14 protein-coding genes are annotated in these 17243 nt (G+C 64.3%); 7 read left to right on the plus strand and 7 right to left on the minus strand.

Annotated features, from left to right (window positions below; genetic code table 11):
• Positions 1–67 precede the first annotated feature (67 nt).
• Together IPF49_03985 and IPF49_03990 are read left to right on the plus strand one after the other, a co-directional pair.
• Complete coding sequence (locus IPF49_03985) at positions 68–1342, plus strand: ammonium transporter (protein ID MBK6286800.1); 1275 nt, start codon at positions 68–70, stop codon at positions 1340–1342.
• The gene (locus IPF49_03990; GenBank protein MBK6286801.1) at positions 1332–1583 is read left to right on the plus strand and encodes a glutaredoxin family protein; all 252 of its coding nucleotides are present in this window, start codon (positions 1332–1334) and stop codon (positions 1581–1583) included. Before IPF49_03985 ends, IPF49_03990 begins: the two co-directional genes overlap by 11 nt.
• Before the next feature lie 5 nt (positions 1584–1588).
• Here the strand turns inward: IPF49_03990 and IPF49_03995 are convergent, their stop codons facing one another.
• The 3 genes from IPF49_03995 to IPF49_04005 are packed head-to-tail and all read right to left on the minus strand — an operon-like array spanning position 1589 to position 5247.
• Complete coding sequence (locus tag IPF49_03995; protein MBK6286802.1) at positions 1589–2812, minus strand: HDOD domain-containing protein; 1224 nt, start codon at positions 2810–2812, stop codon at positions 1589–1591.
• A 7-nt stretch (positions 2813–2819) separates the two neighbouring features.
• A complete protein-coding gene (locus tag IPF49_04000) occupies positions 2820–4787 on the minus strand; it encodes a transglycosylase SLT domain-containing protein (GenBank protein MBK6286803.1) in 1968 nt (655 codons plus the stop codon).
• A 16-nt stretch (positions 4788–4803) separates the two neighbouring features.
• Positions 4804–5247, minus strand: coding sequence for a universal stress protein (locus tag IPF49_04005; protein MBK6286804.1), 444 nt, complete (start codon positions 5245–5247; stop codon positions 4804–4806).
• A 120-nt stretch (positions 5248–5367) separates the two neighbouring features.
• On the opposite strand from IPF49_04005, the gene IPF49_04010 reads away from it, so the two are divergent.
• The 3 genes from IPF49_04010 (at position 5368) to IPF49_04020 (ending at position 8889) form a co-directional block, all read left to right on the plus strand.
• Positions 5368–5865, plus strand: coding sequence for a hypothetical protein (locus IPF49_04010; GenBank protein ID MBK6286805.1), 498 nt, complete (start codon positions 5368–5370; stop codon positions 5863–5865).
• A gap of 80 nt (positions 5866–5945) precedes the next feature.
• The gene (gene topA, locus IPF49_04015; protein ID MBK6286806.1) at positions 5946–8579 is read left to right on the plus strand and encodes a type I DNA topoisomerase; all 2634 of its coding nucleotides are present in this window, start codon (positions 5946–5948) and stop codon (positions 8577–8579) included.
• Positions 8580–8634: 55 nt separating this feature from the next.
• Positions 8635–8889: a hypothetical protein gene (locus IPF49_04020; GenBank protein ID MBK6286807.1), complete on the plus strand. Its 255-nt coding sequence runs from the start codon at positions 8635–8637 to the stop codon at positions 8887–8889.
• Positions 8890–8936: 47 nt separating this feature from the next.
• Here IPF49_04020 and lexA read toward each other — a convergent pair whose 3' ends face one another.
• The gene (gene lexA / locus IPF49_04025) at positions 8937–9539 is read right to left on the minus strand and encodes a transcriptional repressor LexA (protein MBK6286808.1); all 603 of its coding nucleotides are present in this window, start codon (positions 9537–9539) and stop codon (positions 8937–8939) included.
• 350 nt (positions 9540–9889) lie between these two features.
• Positions 9890–10213, minus strand: coding sequence for a hypothetical protein (locus IPF49_04030; GenBank protein MBK6286809.1), 324 nt, complete (start codon positions 10211–10213; stop codon positions 9890–9892).
• A 126-nt stretch (positions 10214–10339) separates the two neighbouring features.
• On the opposite strand from IPF49_04030, the gene IPF49_04035 reads away from it, so the two are divergent.
• On the plus strand, positions 10340–11110 hold the full coding sequence (locus tag IPF49_04035; GenBank protein ID MBK6286810.1) for an S-methyl-5'-thioinosine phosphorylase: 771 nt from the start codon (positions 10340–10342) through the stop codon (positions 11108–11110).
• On the opposite strand, the gene IPF49_04040 is transcribed toward IPF49_04035, so the two are convergent.
• Positions 11093–11917: a hypothetical protein gene (locus tag IPF49_04040; GenBank protein ID MBK6286811.1), complete on the minus strand. Its 825-nt coding sequence runs from the start codon at positions 11915–11917 to the stop codon at positions 11093–11095. The genes IPF49_04035 and IPF49_04040 overlap by 18 nt on opposite strands.
• Entirely contained in the window at positions 11914–15513 is a 3600-nt protein-coding gene (gene mfd, locus IPF49_04045; GenBank protein MBK6286812.1) for a transcription-repair coupling factor, read from the minus strand. Before mfd ends, IPF49_04040 begins: the two co-directional genes overlap by 4 nt.
• A 17-nt stretch (positions 15514–15530) precedes the next feature.
• Here mfd and IPF49_04050 point away from each other — a divergent pair, with 17 nt between their 5' ends.
• Positions 15531–17027: a glyceraldehyde-3-phosphate dehydrogenase gene (locus IPF49_04050; GenBank protein ID MBK6286813.1), complete on the plus strand. Its 1497-nt coding sequence runs from the start codon at positions 15531–15533 to the stop codon at positions 17025–17027.
• Positions 17028–17243: the final 216 nt, after the last annotated feature.

A 17243-nucleotide genomic window follows, 5' to 3' on the forward strand; every position in this document is an offset into this window, starting at 1 on the left:
GCAATTATTGAATTCGGGACAGGAGAGACTCATGCTGCGATCCAGGCCAGTCGGTGCCATTTTGTCCATGGCCTTCATCGCTCTCGCGACCGGCGCCAGGCCCCTTTATGCCGATGGTGGCGCGCCCGATGCGGCAAACTCCGCCTGGATTCTGAGTTCCACGGCACTGGTGCTGTTCATGACACTGCCCGGGCTGGCACTGTTTTATGGCGGACTGGTCCGCTCCAAGAACGTGCTGACGATACTGATGCAGTGTTTCTCCATTGCCTGCATGGTGTCGATTCTCTGGTATGCGCTGGGTTTCAGCATCGCGTTCGGCGAGGGCAATGCCTGGTTCGGAGGTTTCCAGCGAGTGTTCCTGGCCGGGATCAGTGAATCCTCGCTCAATGGCAGCCTGCCCGAGTCTGTATTCGTGATGTTCCAGATGACCTTCGCGATCATCACCCCGGCGCTGATCATCGGGAGTTTTGCCGAGCGGATGCGTTTTTCGGCGGTCATGATCTTTTCCGCGCTGTGGCTGCTGCTGGTCTATGCACCGGTCACGCATTGGGTTTGGGGAGGTGGCTGGCTGCAGCAGATGGGACTGCTCGATTTCGCCGGGGGCACGGTGGTGCATATCACCGCGGGCGTGGCGGCACTGGTTGCGGCGCTGGTCATCGGCAACCGCAACGGATTCGGGCAGACCGCGATGCCGCCGCACAACATGACCATGACCGTGACCGGTGCCGGCATGCTGTGGGTCGGCTGGTTTGGTTTCAACGCGGGCAGCGCGCTGGCGGCCAATGGCGATGCCGGCATGGCGATGCTGGTCACGCATCTTTCCGCCGCGGCAGGCGCTTTCACCTGGATGTGCGTCGAATGGCTCAAGTTTGGCAAGCCGAGCGCGCTGGGTGTGGTGACGGGAATGGTGGCTGGCCTTGGAACCATCACACCGGCCTCGGGTTTCGTGGGGCCTGCCGCCGCCCTGGTCATTGGCACGACCGCCGGACTGGTGTGCTTTTTCGCGACCCTGACGTTGAAGCGTACCCTGAAGATCGATGATTCCCTCGACGTGTTTCCGGTGCATGGCGTGGGGGGGATACTCGGCACGCTTGCCGTCGGCGTCTTCGCCAGCAGCGAACTCGGTGTGTTCAGCGGCCAGGGCCTTGCCGAGGGTGTATCGATCGGTCACCAGCTCCTGGTGCAGATCGGCGGCATCCTCGCGGTGGGTCTTTACACGGCATTGCTGACCTGGGGACTGCTGCGCCTCACCGGGATGCTGGTGAGTCTGCGGGTCAGCGTCGAGGAAGAAACCGAAGGGCTGGATATCGTGCTTCACAACGAGCGTGGCTATGACCTCTGAGGCAAGGGTGCTGTTGCTCTACCACACCGCCGGATGCCATCTCTGCGAACAGGCCGAGGCGCTCGCGGCACCACTCACGGTCGAGCGCGGCTGGGTGTTGCGGCGGATCGATATCGCCGATGACGAGGCGCTGCTCGAGCGCTACGCGACGCGCATCCCGGTACTTCGCGACCCGCGAGGCGAACGTGAACTGGGGTGGCCGTTCGATGCGCAAATGGTGCTCGATCTGCTCGCGGGTTAGCCGCCTCAGGACTGCTCGAGCGCCGCCAGCGTTTCGCCGACCCATTGCAGGCTGTCGAGGTATGCCTGTTCGACGCTCACCTGGTCCGAACCCAGACGTTCGAGCGCTTGCCACGGCACCTGTTCCCAGGCCGCGGTCTCGAAGGCGAGCGTTGCCGCGAGCACCATGCCCATGTCGCCGCCGTGCTCGAGCAGGGCGGCGCACATCGTATCGCTCAGTCCCATTCCGGACAGCAGCTCGCTCATTTCCCGGTCGAGAAAGGCATCCAGGGCGGACAGGATTCCCAGCATGAAATAGCGTGGTGCCGCAGCGGGTTCGTGGCGTGCCCCAAGCAGCTCGCAGAAGCGCGCCCGTGCCATCGCGATACGGGTGAGTTCGCGCGGTTTGCCGGCGATGTTGGCCAGCACCAGCAGATAACACCACCCGCGCACGCGCTCGAGCCCGAGACGGACGATCGCCTCGCGCAACGATTCGATCGGCAGGGCGCGCCGGTAGAGCGGCGAATTGACCAGCTTGATCAGATTGAAACCGAGCATCGGATCGGATGATATGGTCACCGCCAGCGAATCGAAATCGATTTCCGGACGCGCCAGCTGTGCCATCAGGCCGATGATCGCGTGGCGTGCCACGCTGCTCCGGTCGCCGTGCAGAAGCTGCGGGCGGGCGAGGAAATAACCCTGGAAATAGCTGAAACCGAGGTCGACGCAGTGATTGAACATCTCCCAGGTCTCGATCTTCTCGGCCAGCAGTCGCAGCGGGTAGTTTCTCAGCTGGCGGACTTCCGCGCGCAACTGCACCTCGCCCAGCTCCAGCACATCCAGCTTCACGATATCGGCGAGTTCCACCAGTGGCTCGAGCGAGGGATGGTGCTGGAAATCATCGAGCGCGATGCGAAATCCCTGGTCACGCAGCCGGCCGAGCCCGGCCAGGATCGCGGGCGTGACCTGTACATCCTCGAGCACCTCCACGATCAGGTGGCGTGGATCCAGGGGCGGCGGGTTGATGATCAGGTGGTGGGTGAAATTGATGAACGCGGGTTTTCCTTCGGTCACCTGCATGATGCCCACCGCCCCGAACGCAGTGAGCAGTACCCGCGAGGATGCCTCGTCGCCATCGCCGATGTTCGAGTGATCGGCATGCAGCGAACGGTGCAACAACTCGAATGCCACGACATTCATCGAGGCATCGTAGATCGGTTGTCGCGCGAGCAGAATCGCCTTGTCAGGCATGTGGAATTTACTCGGCCAGTGCCGTCTGCACGAAATAGGGATTGCGGATCAGCTGTTCGCCCGGTTGTACCAGCGGCGTGCTGCGACCCTGCAGGTAAGCGTAGACCACCGCGAACGAGAGCACATTCTGCACATACTGCCGGGTCTCGCGAAACGGGATGGTTTCGACGAAGCGATCGTGCTCCACCTTGTCCGGCAGGCGGCGCAGCCATTGGCGCACACGCCCCGGGCCCGCATTGTAGGCTGCCGCGGCCAGAATCCGGTTCTGCTGGAAGTCATCCAGCATCATGCGCATGTAGCGGCTGCCGATGGTCACGTTGGTGGACGGATCCAGCAGGTCCGAGCTGCCGCGGTAACGGATACCTGCGCGCCGCGCGGTAAGCTGCGCGGTAGCGGGCATCACCTGCATCAGCCCGAGAGCGCCAGCCGGCGATTTCACGGTGGCGTTCATCGCGCTTTCCTGGCGCGCGATCGCGTACAGCCAGGCATTGTCCATGCCCTGACCGCGTGCGGCGCCGTCGAACTGTTTGCTGAACAGGATCGGAAAGCGCAGCTCCAGGTCGTCCCAGTTCTGCACCGAGGCGAGCGTGGTGATCGCCAGCTGGTGCCAGCCCCACTGGTCGGCGAGCTTGGCCGCCGCCAGGCGCTCCGCGAGCGGCATGGCGAGAATCGTGTGCTGCCATTCGCGGCGGGATTCGGGACCGTTTCCGATCAGGAAGAATTCACGCGCGCGACTGATTCCGGGGTTGCGTCCGGTCGCGGCAAGCAGCTCGTCGCTGACCGGTACCGGAACATGCTGCATTTCGTAGGGCATGCCGAGCCGGTCGGCGGCGAGGAAGCCATAGTAGCTGCGTGTCGCGCGCACGCGGTGATAACTGTTGCTGATCTCTTCGCTCGCAGAGAGTGTGTTGCCGGCTTCCCTGGCGCGCGCGCTCCAGTATTCCCAGCGCTGTTCCGTGACCAGCGCGGGCGGCAGTATCTGCAGCGCGGACATCACCGGCTCCCAGCCGCTGCCACGCAGCGCGTAGCGCACGGCGTCCTCGCTCAGCGCATCGCTGCGTGCGGCCGGTTCCAGTCCGAGTATCCACTCCAGGGCCTCGCGCCCCGAGTTCGAGGCCATGTTGGCGGCGATGCGCGGTGCGACGTTGCGCATCGATTCGGTGTCGAGCACGCCACTGCGGGCGTAGCTTTCGAAATTGCGCCGGGCGCTGACGGTATTGGACCCGGCAAGTTTCAGCAGGCCAAACTCCACGATCTGCGAGTGCCGCGGATTGCCGCGCCTGAAACGCTGCGTGTTGCCCACCAGCGCCGGATTGTCCTTGATCTGCAGATAGAGCGTGGCATCGGCGGTATGCGCCGCATCCATGAAGCGCGTCAGGTAGCGTGCGACCTGGTATTCACCCGCTCCCATCGCGAGGTTGAAGCGCTGCCATGCCATTGCGGAGCCGGGGTTGCCGCGCTTGTACCAGGCCTGGAACAGCGCGTCGCAGCTCTTCGGCAACGAACGCGGACTGAGCCACAACGCGGAAATCCGTTGCTGTGCCGCGGCGCTCTGGCCGGTCTGCAGCAGCGCCCAGGCCTGTACACAGCGGCGCTCGATATTGGCCGGATCATCGACATAGTAGTGCAGGTAGTCGTCCCAGCGCTGCTGTGACTGCAACACTTGCAGCCACGCCGCGCGTAGCCGGGAGGCAGGCAGTTGTCCGGCATGGCGGGCGAGAAACCGGTCGATCTCGCCGGGGGAGGCGGAGGAGATGCGCCGGCGCAGTTCCTCCAGTTCGAGATAAGGGTAGAGCGGATAGCCCTGCAGGGAGGCACGATGACGCTCGAGTGGTTTCGCGTCGCCCCGCGTCAGGGCGGTGAAGGCGCTCCGGTACTGGGCGCGTTGTGCCTCGAGCGTATCCGCCACCACTGCCTGTGCCTGCAGCAGCAGCAAAAATGAAAAAAGCAGCCCAAACCGCAGACTGCCCACCATCAGCGCTTACCCTGCTTCACTTCTCCGGTGCGTTCACGCGCACTGCCAGCACGTCACGGCGCGCACCGTGCAACACGCCATTGGCGGTGGACCCCATCAACAGCGACAACCCGTGACGCCCATGACTTCCGACCACGATCAGGTCGGCGCCGATTTCCTCGGCCACGTGATGGATTTCGGTCTCGGGTCTGCCCACTACCAGGTGACGATTGCCCTGCGGAATATTGAGCGGGTCGCAGAGAGCGCTCATGTGCGCGCGCGCCTGTTTGTGGATTTCTTCCTGGATTCCCGAGAAATCCATCGGGATGTCACCGCCGTAGGCAAAGCTGAGCGGTTCGATCACGTGTATCACGCTGAGCGTGGAGCCAAAGGCATCGCGCAGCGCCACGGCACGCGCCACCACCTGCTGCGATTCACCGCTCAGATCCAGCCCCAGCAATATGTGTCGATATCCGCTCATGGCCCATGACTCCCTTTCGATTGACGTCCGGCGAACGCTTTCCGCTAACATAGCCGAAAATCCATCGTTGCCGCAAATGCGCCTCGGCGTGCCGCAGGCAGTTCCCGCTCGGGAGAAGGCGTGAGTACATTTGTGCTGGTCGCAGGCCTGACTTTCCTGTTCGTGTTCGGTGCTGCGCTCGGTATGCGACCCTCGCCACGCCAGGCGCAGCTGGCGCGGCTGCGCGCCGCCGCGACAGCCAGGGGTCTGCGGGTGCGGGTGGCACCCGCGACACCTGGCGGACAGATCTCGCCCAACCTGGTGGTATATGTGCTGTCATGGCGACTGGAGCAACTCGAACAGGCGCGCGAGCTGCGCTTTCAGGCCGTGCTCGAGCCGTCCGGCGGCTGGCGCGCGCAGGCGCCTCCCGGCTTGGAGCAAGAGCAGCTGATCGGGATTCTTGGCGACCTTCCCGCCGGTGTGACGGAACTCACGGCGGTGGCCGATGGTCTTGCCGCACGCTGGGATGAGCGCGGTGCGGAGCACGAGGTGGAGCGTCTTGCCGCCGCTCTCGTGACGTTGCGCGAAGCATGTCTCGGGGGAGGCAACCGATCGTCCCCGGCCCAGGGTCGCACTTGACCCTGCGGGAGGCAGCCCTTATATATGGCGCCTCTTTTGGATCCCTCCCGTCGCACAAAATCTGGAAATCAAGCACCAACATGGGCAAGGCACTGGTCATCGTGGAGTCGCCGGCGAAGGCGAAAACCATCAACAAGTATCTCGGCCGCGACTATGTCGTGAAATCGAGCATCGGACATATCCGTGACCTCCCGACCAGCGGCAGCGCCAAGACCACCGATCCGGCAGCGCGTGCCAGGAGCGCCGCCGCGACCCGCAAGATGGGGGATGCGCAGAAAGCGCGCCATCGGGAAAAAAAGGCCCGCGAACAACTGGTCAATCGCATGGGCGTGGACCCGGAACATGGCTGGAGGGCCAATTACCAGATCCTGCCGGGCAAGGAAAAAGTCGTCGCCGAGTTACGCAAGGCGGCAAGCAGCGCCGACACGATCTATCTCGCGACCGACCTCGATCGCGAGGGGGAGGCGATCGCCTGGCATCTGCGCGAGGCCATCGGCGGCGACCCGGGAAAGTATCGCCGGGTAGTCTTCAACGAGATCACGCAATCGGCGATCAAGGAAGCCTTCGCCGAACCGGGTGCCCTCGACATGGACCGGGTCAACGCCCAGCAGGCACGCCGTTTTCTCGACCGGGTGGTCGGTTATATGCTCTCGCCGCTGCTGTGGGAGAAAGTGGCGCGCGGTCTGTCGGCGGGGCGGGTGCAATCGGTGGCGGTGCGCTTGCTGGTCGATCGCGAGCGCGAAATACGGGCGTTCATCCCCGAGGAATTCTGGGAGCTGCACGCCGCTGTGCTGAGTGACGCGGATCAGCCGCTGCGACTCGAGGTGCGCCGCGAGGGCGAGCAGAATTTCCGTCCCGGCAACCGCGAGGACGCCGAGCGCGCGGTAGAGGCGTTGCGCAAGGCGCGCTTCGTGGTCAAGGCGCGCGAAGACAAGCCCACGCGTACCCGGCCCTCCGCGCCCTTCATCACCTCGACGCTGCAGCAGGCGGCCAGTACCCGTCTCGGGTTCAGCGTCAAGAAAACAATGATGATGGCGCAGCGCCTGTACGAAGCGGGATTCATCACCTACATGCGTACCGATTCCACCAATCTGAGCGCCGATGCAGTGGCCGGGGTGCGCGAGTTCATCGGCGAGAAGCACGGCGCACGCTATGTGCCCGAGAGCCCCAATGTCTATTCGAGCAAGGCGGGTGCACAGGAAGCGCACGAGGCAATACGTCCCTCGAACGTGCGGTTGGCACCCGAGGCCATCGACGGTGTGGAGCGCGACGCGGTGCGCGTCTACGAACTGATCTGGCGGCAGTTCGTGGCCTGCCAGATGCCTGCGGCCGACTACCTCGGCTCGGTGATCGATGTCGCAGCCGGAGACTTCGAACTGCGTGCCCGAGGCCGGATTCTGAAGTTCGATGGCTTTCTGCGGGTGCTGCCGGCGGGGCAGCGCAAGGACGAGGACATTGAACTGCCGGACGTGCCGGTTGGCGCCGGGTTGCGACTCCAGGAATTATTGCCGAGCCAGCACTTCACCAAGGCACCGCCGCGCTATACCGAAGCGACGCTGGTACGCGAACTCGAGAAACGCGGCATCGGTCGTCCTTCGACCTACGCCGCGATCATCTCCACCATTCAGGATCGCGGCTACGCCCGGCTCGAAAGCCGGCGTCTCTATGCCGAAAAGCTCGGCGATATCGTCAGTGACCGGCTGACCGAGAAATTCGAGGACCTGATGGACTACGGCTTTACCGCCGGCATGGAGGGCTTCCTCGACCAGATTGCCTCCGGCGAGCGCGACTGGATCAAGGTGCTGGATGATTTCTACGCCGATTTCTCCACCCGCCTCGCCGCGGCCAAGGCAGCGGACGGCGGGATGCGCGGCAATGTGCCGGTGGAAACCAGGATCGAGTGCCCGAGCTGTTCACGGCCCATGCAGATCAGGACCGGGAGTACCGGGGTGTTTCTCGGCTGTTCCGGCTATGCGCTGCCGCCTGCCGAGCGGTGCAAGGCCACGATCAACCTGGTCCACGGCGACGAAGTGGTGCACGACGAGGCCGAGGAAGACGAGGAGGCCGAATCCAAGGTGCTGCGCACGCGCCATCGCTGCGCTATTTGTGGCACGGCGATGGACAGCTACCTGGTTGATGCCCAGCACAAACTTCATGTCTGCGGCAACAACCCCGACTGCCAGGGCCACGAGGTCGAGGAGGGACGCTTCAAGCTCAAGGGTTACGACGGCCCGCTGATCCCGTGCGACAAATGCGGCCAGGACATGCAACTGAAGACCGGACGCTTCGGCAAGTACTTTGGCTGTACCGCCAGCGATTGCAAGAACACGCGCAAATTGCTGCGCAATGGCCAGGCGGCGCCGCCGAAGATGCCGCCGGTGCCGATGGAGCATCTGCGCTGCCTCAAGGTGGATGATTTTTACGTGCTGCGCGACGGGGCCGCAGGCTTGTTTCTCGCAGCCAGCCGTTTTCCGAAGAACCGCGAGACGCGCGCTCCGCTGGTCGAGGAATTGCAGTCGGTGCGCGATCTGATCGACCCCAAGTACGCGTATCTGCTCGATGCGCCGACGCGTGATCCGGACGGGAATCCGGTTCAGGTGCGCTACAGCCGCAAGATGCACAGCCAGTTCGTGATGAGTGAACACGAGGGCAAGGCAACGGGCTGGCGCGCCTATTTCCGCGACGGAAAATGGGTGGTCAGCAAGGAAGCGTAGAACCGCGGTTCGGGTCGCGATGGTCGCGGCCCGTCATACGATGGAGGAGGCCGATTTGGCGGCATCTCTGCTTGAAATCGTCGAAATCGCCAATGGCGAATTCGTGCTGCAACGTGCCGGTGGTGAAGGCGGGCCGCTGGTGAATATCCGGTTCTCCGATGAATCGAGGCAGTATCTCGCGGATGCGCGTCTGGAAATCGCCAAGGCAATGATCCAGGCGGGTATCCAGGCCGCGGCGCAGATGGCCGGCGGCGATGCGGAGCTCGATTTTGTCGGCGGCGCGGACGACGCGGATCACATCCTGCACTAGAAGTCTGCGTCCGGTTCTGCCGCGCCGGCTCCCCTGGCCCGCCGCGCTCAGGTGTCGAGCCTGAGCACCCCGACACTGATACCCTCGAGCGTGAAATCGTGCTCGCGCATATCGATGCGCAGCGGTGCGAAATCCGCGTTTTCCGGCAACAATTCCACGATATGGCGCTCGCGGGTGCGGTGCAGGCGCTTTACCGTCACCTCGTCATCGATGCGCGCGACCACGATCTGGTCCTGGCGTGCCTCGGTGGTGCGATGCACCGCCAGCAGGTCGCCGTCGATGATGCCCGCATCCTTCATGCTCATTCCGGATACGCGCAGGAAATAATCGGCACGCGGCGAGAACAGTGCCGGCGGAACCTGCACGTGCTGCTCGATGTGTTCGCTTGCCAGGACGGGACTGCCGGCAGCGACCCGGCCGACCACCGGAATTCCGGATTCGCCGCTGAGACGGATCCCGCGCGAGGCGCCGGCGGTCATTTCGATCATGCCCTTGCGTTCGAGCGCACGCAGGTGTTCCTCGGCGGCATTCGGTGAACGGAAACCCAGTTCGCGTGCGATATCGGCCCGGGTTGGCGGATAACCGGTGTTGTCGATGTAACCGCGGATCAATTCCAGTACCTGGTTCTGACGATCGGTCAGCTTGCTCATCGATGGTATCCCGGGGCAGTGATGAGCTGTAATTATATACAGTATCCGTTCGATCGCAAGCCGTGTCATTGCCGCGGTCGTCGAAACTGGCGGACGAGTCGATACCAGTTTCCCCTCCGATCACATACCGTCGCGGGATTGTCGAGACCGCTGGTGCTGGCGGTGCCCGGAAGGAGATCGGGTACTCTGGCGCAGCCGCAGCGCGGTGATCGACGGCGTGCTCGTTGCCGTTCGCTGCCGGTCGCTGCCAGGCGTGACGCTCAGGGAAAGGTTTCAGTGCCGCGATCGCGCTCCGCGAACGGACGGGCCACAGGAGTGCCGCTCAAACGCGATGCCGGCGTCTGTGACACTCATTCGCTCCAGTCGTCATCGATGCCGATCTCCTCGGGCTCGATCTGGTTCAGTGCGCCCGACCAGTCTTCCGGTCGCTGCGTATCATCGGGGTCGGCAGAATCCTCCTGGCTCAGCTCGAAGCCGCTGCGCCAGTCTTCAGGCGGTGCGATGCCGGCCAGGTTCATTTCTTTCCAGGTGTCGAGGTCGTACTCCTCGACTTCGCCATCGAGGTGCTGGATCTCGACAGTCTCCTCTTCCTCGTCAAAGGCGACGACTTCGAACACACTGCCGACTTCGGCATTCTGGTACCAGTTGCCGATGATGGGTTTGCTGCTAGCCATGACCAGCCCTCATTTGCCAGAACCTGTTCATGGGCCAAAATACCACGTTGACCGGGTGTGTCCAGCCCTTCCTCGATTTACCGGGCGGGAGCCTTACGCGAATTGCAGAACAGGAGAGTCCAAGGCATGACAGGTACGCGCAAACTGGCGATCATCGGCGGCAGCGGAATCAGCGGTATTGACGGTTTCACGCAGGATGACGAGGCGAATTCGCCGACCTCCTGGGGTCAGCCATCGGCGCCGATACACATCGGAACGCTCGCCGGGCTGCCCGCCTTGTACCTCGCGCGGCACGGCGAACCCCATGCATTGGCGCCACATCGCATCAACTACCGCGCCAACCTGCAGGCGCTGGCCGATCTCGGCGCCACCGATGTGATCGGTCTCGCCGCGGTGGGCGGAATCGAGGCGAGTGCCGCGGCGGGCACCCTCTGGCTGCCGCTGCAGCTCATCGACTACACCAGCGGGCGCGACAGCAGTTTTTTCGATGGCGCACCGCTGGCGCTGCACCATCAGGAGTTTGCCGATCCCTACGATCGCGGCCTGCGTTCGCTGCTGGAGCGAGCGGCCGAAGGCGCGGATATCCGCGTGCAGGCGCGCGGAGTCTATGGCTGCACCCAGGGGCCGCGCCTGGAAACCGCCGCGGAAATCGCCAGGATGCGGCGCGACGGGTGTGATCTGGTGGGCATGACCGGGATGCCGGAGGCGGTACTGGCGCGCGAACTCGGTTTGTCCTATGCGTGTCTCGCGATGGTTGTGAACCGTGCGGCCGGGCTGCAAGCGCAGCCGATCTCCCTGCAGCAGATCCAGAGTGAGGCGGCGGGGTGTGCGCAGCGGATCGCGCGCCTGCTCGAGCGGGCTGCGCGGATGCTCGCGGGCTCAGGGAGCCGGGGTTGACTCCGTTGCTACGGGTTGCGCGGCGGGATCATAGGGTTGGAGTTTCAACAGCACCGCAAACAACGGGTGATCGATGTAGTGCACTTCGCCGAGCCGTACCCGGCGCGTCTCGGCCAGCAGTACGGAGCGCGTGGCGCGTAGCGCCGCGGTGGCGATCTGCTCGATCGATTCGGGTTCGAGCAGATCCGCTACCGGCTGCGGGACCGCTGGCAGATCGACGCCCGCGGATTGCGCGCCCGGAACCGGCAGGGGTGTGAAATCATTGAGCCACAGGCGCGTTTCCACCTGCAGGGAACGCGAGCGTGTCACGCTGATCGAGCCCTCGAGCTCGAAATGGTCCGCGTAGGTTTCACCGCCGGTCAGCAGGATATTGGAGCGAGTGCCGCGCGCCGGCGCCGGCTGGCGCCAGGCAAACTGTCCCAGCAGCCGATAGGCCGCGGAGCCGGCAATACGCGCGGCGGCATCATCGAGCGCGCGCATGCCGTGCCCGAGCTGCACGAACGGCTGCTCCGGTGCAAGGAGTTCCGGGGAATCGGACGCTGCGGTGAGCGATTGATCCGGCACTTCGGGTTGACTGAGGATGTGGATGTCCTGCGGATAACCGAGATCGGGTGCGCTTGGCCAGGCTTCATCGCCAGCGAGCGAGCTGTCGAGCTGCCGGAACACGAGTACCTCGACTTGCAACCAGGGCGCACCGGAACCATCTTCTTCCTGCGCGCGTGCTGGCGAGCTGGCGCCGACGAGCGCTGCCGCGAGCAGTGTCAGGGCGCATCCGAGCGTGCGCAGCGAGCGTGAATCCGTGCTCATGTTTTTCTTGTCCGGGTCGGGGTCCCGGTGCCGGGTCGGCTCAGGCGATCCATCAGATCCTCCACGAAAGCGATGCGGGTGGATACCTCCTCGAGCGCCTCGACAAAGCGTAGCCGGGTGCCGCCATCGAGACGGTAACGGCGTGGATCGTGCTGTACCAGGTCCACGATCGTCAATGGGGCGACCGCGGTATCGGCGGTGAACTCCACCACGCCGCCCGTCGCGGACGCTTCGATGCGGGCAACGCCGAGGCCCTGGCAGCGCACCCGCATGCGCGCGATGCGCAACAGGTTGCGCGTGCCCGGGGGGAGCGCTCCGAAGCGGTCGATCATTTCGCTCTGCAAGCCGTCCAGTTCCGCATCGCAGGCGGCGGAGGCGAGCCGCTTGTACATGATCAGGCGATTGTGCACATCCGGCAGGTAATCGTCGGGAATCAGCGCCGGCACGCGCAGGTTGATCTCGATCGCCGGGCGGAATGCCAGCTCGGTATCGCTCATGCGCCCGGCACGGATCGCGGCGACCGCGCGCCCCAGCAGTTCCATGTACAGGCTGTAGCCGATCGCCTGGATCTGGCCGCTCTGTTCCTCGCCGAGCAGTTCGCCGGCGCCGCGGATCTCGAGGTCATGGGTGGCGAGCAGGAACCCGGCGCCGAGGGATTCGGTGCCGGCCAATGCGTCGAGCCGTTTCAGGGCATCGGGCGTCATCGAGCGTTCATCGGGCGTCAGCAGGAAGGCGTAGGCCTGATGGTGCGAGCGTCCGACCCGGCCGCGCAACTGGTGCAGCTGCGCCAGTCCGAACTTGTCGGCGCGTTCGATCACGATGGTGTTGGCGCTCGGAACATCGATGCCGGTTTCAATGATCGTGGTGCAGCACAGCACGTTGAAGCGCTTGTGGTAGAAGTCCGACATCACCCGCTCGAGTTCGCGCTCGCGCATCTGTCCGTGGGCAACGCCAATCCGCGCTTCCGGCAGCAATGCGCTCAGCTCGGCGGCGCGGCGCGCTATCGATTTGACCTCGTTGTGGACCAGGAACACCTGGCCGCCGCGGCGCAATTCGCGGCTCAGCGCATCCTTGACCAGGCTGTTGTCCTGGCGCTGCACAAAAGTCTTTACCGCGAGCCGTCGCGCCGGCGGGGTGCTGATGATCGACAGATCGCGCAAGCCCGCCACCGCCATGTTGAGCGTGCGCGGAATCGGTGTCGCGGTGAGTGTGAGGATATCGACCGTGGAGCGCAGCGCCTTCAGCTGCTCTTTCTGGCGCACACCGAAACGGTGTTCCTCGTCGATCACCAGCAAACCGAGATCACGATAGGCGACGTCGGCCTGCAGCAGGCTGTGGGTGCCGATCACGATGTCGATCTCGCCCCGGGCGACGCGCTGGAGTATGGCTTTCTGCTCGCTGCCCGATTTGAATCGCGACAGTGTTTCGATGGTGACCGGCAATTCCGCGAAGCGGTCGGAAAAAGTCTCGAAATGCTGTTGCGCCAGCAAGGTGGTGGGCACCAGTACCGCGATCTGCTTGCCACCGTGGACGGCGACGAAGGCGGCGCGCATGGCGACCTCGGTCTTGCCGAAACCCACATCACCGCAGATCAGCCGGTCCATCGCCCGCGGCGCACACATATCCTCCAGCACCGCATCGATCGCGCCGAGCTGATCGGCTGTTTCCTCGAACGGAAACGAGGCGGCGAAATTTTCATAGGCGATCCCGGGATGGGTGAAGGCATGGCCGGGGCGCGATTCGCGTCGCGCATGGATCTCGAGCAGTTCGGCGGCGACATCGCGGATCTTTTCCTCGGCCTTGCGTCGCGCGCGTTGCCACAGGTCGCTGCCGAGGCGAGCCAGTGGTACCTGCTCGGTATCGATGCCCGAGTAGCGATTCACCATGTCGAGCGCCGTCACCGGCACGAACAGCTTCGCTCCCTCGGCATATTCGATGCAGAGGAATTCGGCGCGCTGCCCGTCCACATCGAGCGCCTGCAGTCCGAGGTAGCGCCCGACACCGTGCTCGATATGCACCACCGGCACGCCGACGTTGAGCTCCGAGAGATTGCGGATCGAGGCCTCCCAGGACTCTCCCGCGCGCGCCCGACGCCGGCGCTGCAGCACGCGTCTCCCGAACAGCGCGGATTCCGCCACCACCGCCAGTGCCGGATCGTCCAGCACGAAACCATCGCCAAGCGGCGCGATGACCAGGGCGCAACGTGCGCTGCCGCCGATGAATGCGTCCCAGCTATCGAGCGGCTGCACGGTGGCGCCGGCTCGCGTCAGCAACTCGTGCAGCATCTCGCGCCGCCCCGGCGAATCGGCGCAGAACAGGATGCGTGGCACATCGAGGCCGAGGATTTGCGTCACCCGCGCCAGCGGTTCCTGCACGGCACGACCCGGCGCCTCGGGGAGCGGTGACACCGAAAAATTTCCCGCTCCGGCGCGCTCGGGCTGCGGGCCGGCGGAAAAGCCGATGCGGGTGAATCGCTTCAGTTCGCGACGCAACCCATCGGGTGGCAGATATATCTCGGCGGGTCCGAGCAGCGGGCGGGTGATGTCCGAGCCGAGGCTCTCGTGGCGATCGCGCACCGATTGCCAGACGCGGTCGGTTTGCTCGCGCACCGTATCCTCGACACACAACAGCGTTTCCCCGGCGAGGTAGTCGAACAGCGTGGCGGTGGCCTCGAAGAACAGCGGCAGGTAATACTCGATGCCGCCCGGTGCGATGCCCTGGCAGATGTCCTGGTAGTCGGGGCACAGGCGGTGGTCGTTGTCGAAGCGTTCGTGCCAGCGGCGACGAAACGCGGTGATCGCCTCGTCATGGAACGGAAATTCCCGGCCCGGCAGCAGACGCAGTGCATCGAGGCTGTCGAGCGAGCGCTGCGTTTCCGGATCGAAGCGGCGCAGGGTCACGATCTCCTCGTCGAACAGTTCGATGCGCACCGGGGCATCGAGCCCCATCGGAAACAGATCGACGATCGAGCCGCGTACCGCGAATTCGCCGTGCTCGAACACGGTATCCGTGACGCGGTAACCGGCCCGGTCGAGGGTCGTGCGCAGCCGCGCGATCGACAGGTTCTGGCCAGGTTGCAGCGCCAGCGCAGCCGCGCTCACGAAAGCAAGCGGCGCGACCCGCTGCATCAGGGTCGCGATCGGTACGATCAGTATCGCGGGCTGCGCATCGGCAAGCCGCGACAGTGCCAGCAGGCGGTCCGAGACCAGGTCCTGGTGAGGTGAGAAGCGGTCATAGGGCAGTGTTTCCCAGTCGGGCAGACGCAACACGGGCTTGGTGGTGTCGTTGCCGAGGAAAAAGCGCAACTCGTCCTCGAGACGCTCGGCGGCGGCGCTGTCGCCGCTCACCACCGCGACCATGCCGGGATGGGCGCGAGCCGCCATGGCGAGGGCCAGGGCATCGGTGCCCGGGAGCAGGCCACCCCAGCGAAGATGATCGCCGGGGCGCGGCAGGGGAGGCGAAAAAAGCGGTGTTTCATGCGGATGGCAGGCACTGGTCAACGGTGAATGGCGCTGTTGCGGTGGTAGTTGCGACTGACCATAATACGCCGCGACCGGCGTACCGATGAAGCCTTCGGGTGCCGTAGTACCGATCATTTTTCGAGGTTCCCTACATGAGCGAGCGCAAGCGGCCGAAACCAGCAGACTACTTTGCCGACTGGAAGCAGCGCGAAGCGCTTGCGGAGGCGATGATCCCGGTGGTGGGGAGGCTCTATCGCGAACGAAACCTCAAGGTCTATGTGTACGGCCGCTCGCTGGTGGCGCAATCGGTGCTCGATATCATGAAGACCCACCGTTTCGTGCGCCAGGTGGAGAAGAACGAGTTGTCGGAGTTCGATACCTGGCCGCTGGTCGAGGCGCTCGGTGCGATGGATCTCGGTACCGGGCATGTCGATATCGGGCGTCTGACCGTTGCCTACCACGCCGGGCCGCAGGCCGCCGGATTGTCACCTGCCCAGTATCTCGCGACGCAGCTTGCCGGGCTGGTTGGCAGCAAGGCGAAGCCGGTGACGCAACCACGCGACGTGGTGCTGTACGGCTTTGGCCGGATCGGCCGGCTGATGGCCCGGCTGCTGATCGAAAAAGCGGGGGGTGGCGACGTGCTGCGCCTGCGCGCGGTGGTGGTGCGTCGCTCGAGCAGCGATGACCTTGCCAAGCGCGCCGCGCTGCTGCGCCGCGATTCGATCCATGGTTCGTTCAAGGGCACGATCCGGGTCGACGACGAGCGCAACTCGTTCATCGCCAACGGCAACGAGGTCAAGCTCATCCATGCCGATGCACCCGAGAACATCGACTACACCGCCCATGGCATCAACGATGCGATCGTGATCGACAATACCGGCAAGTGGCGTGACGAGCAGGGGCTTTCCCGGCACCTGCAATCGAAGGGCGTCGCCAAGGTCATCCTGACCGCTCCGGGCAAGGGCGCGCTGAAGAATATTGTCTACGGCGTGAATCACGACACGATCACGGAATCCGACCGCATCATCACCGCGGCATCGTGCACCACCAACGCGATCGTGCCCGCGCTCAAGGCCATCGACGAGCAGTTCGGAATTGTCTCCGGTCATGTCGAAACCGTGCATGCCTATACCAACGACCAGAACCTGATCGACAATTTCCACCCGAAAAACCGTCGTGGACGCAGCGCCGCCCTGAACATGGTGCTCACCGAGACCGGAGCGGCCAGTGCGATAGCCAAGGTGCTGCCGTCGATGGCCGGAAAACTTACCGGCAATGCCATCCGTGTCCCGGTGCCGGACGTCTCGATGGCAATCCTGCACCTCACGCTGTCGCGCGAGACCTCCGTGGTCGAGGTGAACGAGTTCATGCGCTGGGCATCGCTGCATTCGCCGCTGAACAGGCAGATCGACTACACCGCGTCTCCCGAGGTCGTGTCATCGGATTTCGTGGGTTCGCGCTCCGCCTGCATCCACGACGCCCAGGCGACGATCGTCAGCGGCAACCATGCGATCCTGTACCTCTGGTATGACAACGAGTTCGGCTACGCCTGCCAGGTACAGCGGGTGCTGGAGCACGTCGCCGGCGTGCACTACGCGGTGTACCCGGCTCCCGAGGCAGTGAACTGGAACTGGCCACAACCATCCTGAAAGCCATGACCAGATCAATAATCGGTGATGTTTCCGGTGGCACGCGGCCGGTGCGCCCTTTATACTTGCGCGCCATTCGAGGGGTGCTCACCGTCCGGTGACCGATCCGGGCCGTAGAGACGCGTTGCCCCCTCTCTCCACCGCAGAGCGATGTCCACGGCAATGAATGAATGCCGCAGTCTGTAACTCGTGGTGGATTTCTGTTCAAGCCTGGCA

This window comes from Gammaproteobacteria bacterium (genome assembly GCA_016705365.1).
Classification (GTDB): Bacteria; Pseudomonadota; Gammaproteobacteria; order Pseudomonadales; family UBA5518; genus UBA5518.

What these genes read in the sequence shown, in the direction of transcription:
- IPF49_03985 (MBK6286800.1), top strand. Translation starts at nt 68, where the DNA reads ATGGCCTTCATCGCTCTCGCGACCGGCGCCAGGCCCCTTTATGCCGAT.
- IPF49_03990 (MBK6286801.1), top strand. Translation starts at nt 1,332, where the DNA reads ATGACCTCTGAGGCAAGGGTGCTGTTGCTCTACCACACCGCCGGATGC.
- IPF49_03995 (MBK6286802.1), bottom strand. Translation starts at nt 2,812, where the DNA reads ATGCCTGACAAGGCGATTCTGCTCGCGCGACAACCGATCTACGATGCC.
- IPF49_04000 (MBK6286803.1), bottom strand. Translation starts at nt 4,787, where the DNA reads ATGGTGGGCAGTCTGCGGTTTGGGCTGCTTTTTTCATTTTTGCTGCTG.
- IPF49_04005 (MBK6286804.1), bottom strand. Translation starts at nt 5,247, where the DNA reads ATGAGCGGATATCGACACATATTGCTGGGGCTGGATCTGAGCGGTGAA.
- topA (MBK6286806.1), top strand. Translation starts at nt 5,946, where the DNA reads ATGGGCAAGGCACTGGTCATCGTGGAGTCGCCGGCGAAGGCGAAAACC.
- lexA (MBK6286808.1), bottom strand. Translation starts at nt 9,539, where the DNA reads ATGAGCAAGCTGACCGATCGTCAGAACCAGGTACTGGAATTGATCCGC.
- IPF49_04030 (MBK6286809.1), bottom strand. Translation starts at nt 10,213, where the DNA reads ATGGCTAGCAGCAAACCCATCATCGGCAACTGGTACCAGAATGCCGAA.
- IPF49_04035 (MBK6286810.1), top strand. Translation starts at nt 10,340, where the DNA reads ATGACAGGTACGCGCAAACTGGCGATCATCGGCGGCAGCGGAATCAGC.
- IPF49_04040 (MBK6286811.1), bottom strand. Translation starts at nt 11,917, where the DNA reads ATGAGCACGGATTCACGCTCGCTGCGCACGCTCGGATGCGCCCTGACA.
- mfd (MBK6286812.1), bottom strand. Translation starts at nt 15,513, where the DNA reads ATGATCGGTACTACGGCACCCGAAGGCTTCATCGGTACGCCGGTCGCG.
- IPF49_04050 (MBK6286813.1), top strand. Translation starts at nt 15,531, where the DNA reads ATGAGCGAGCGCAAGCGGCCGAAACCAGCAGACTACTTTGCCGACTGG.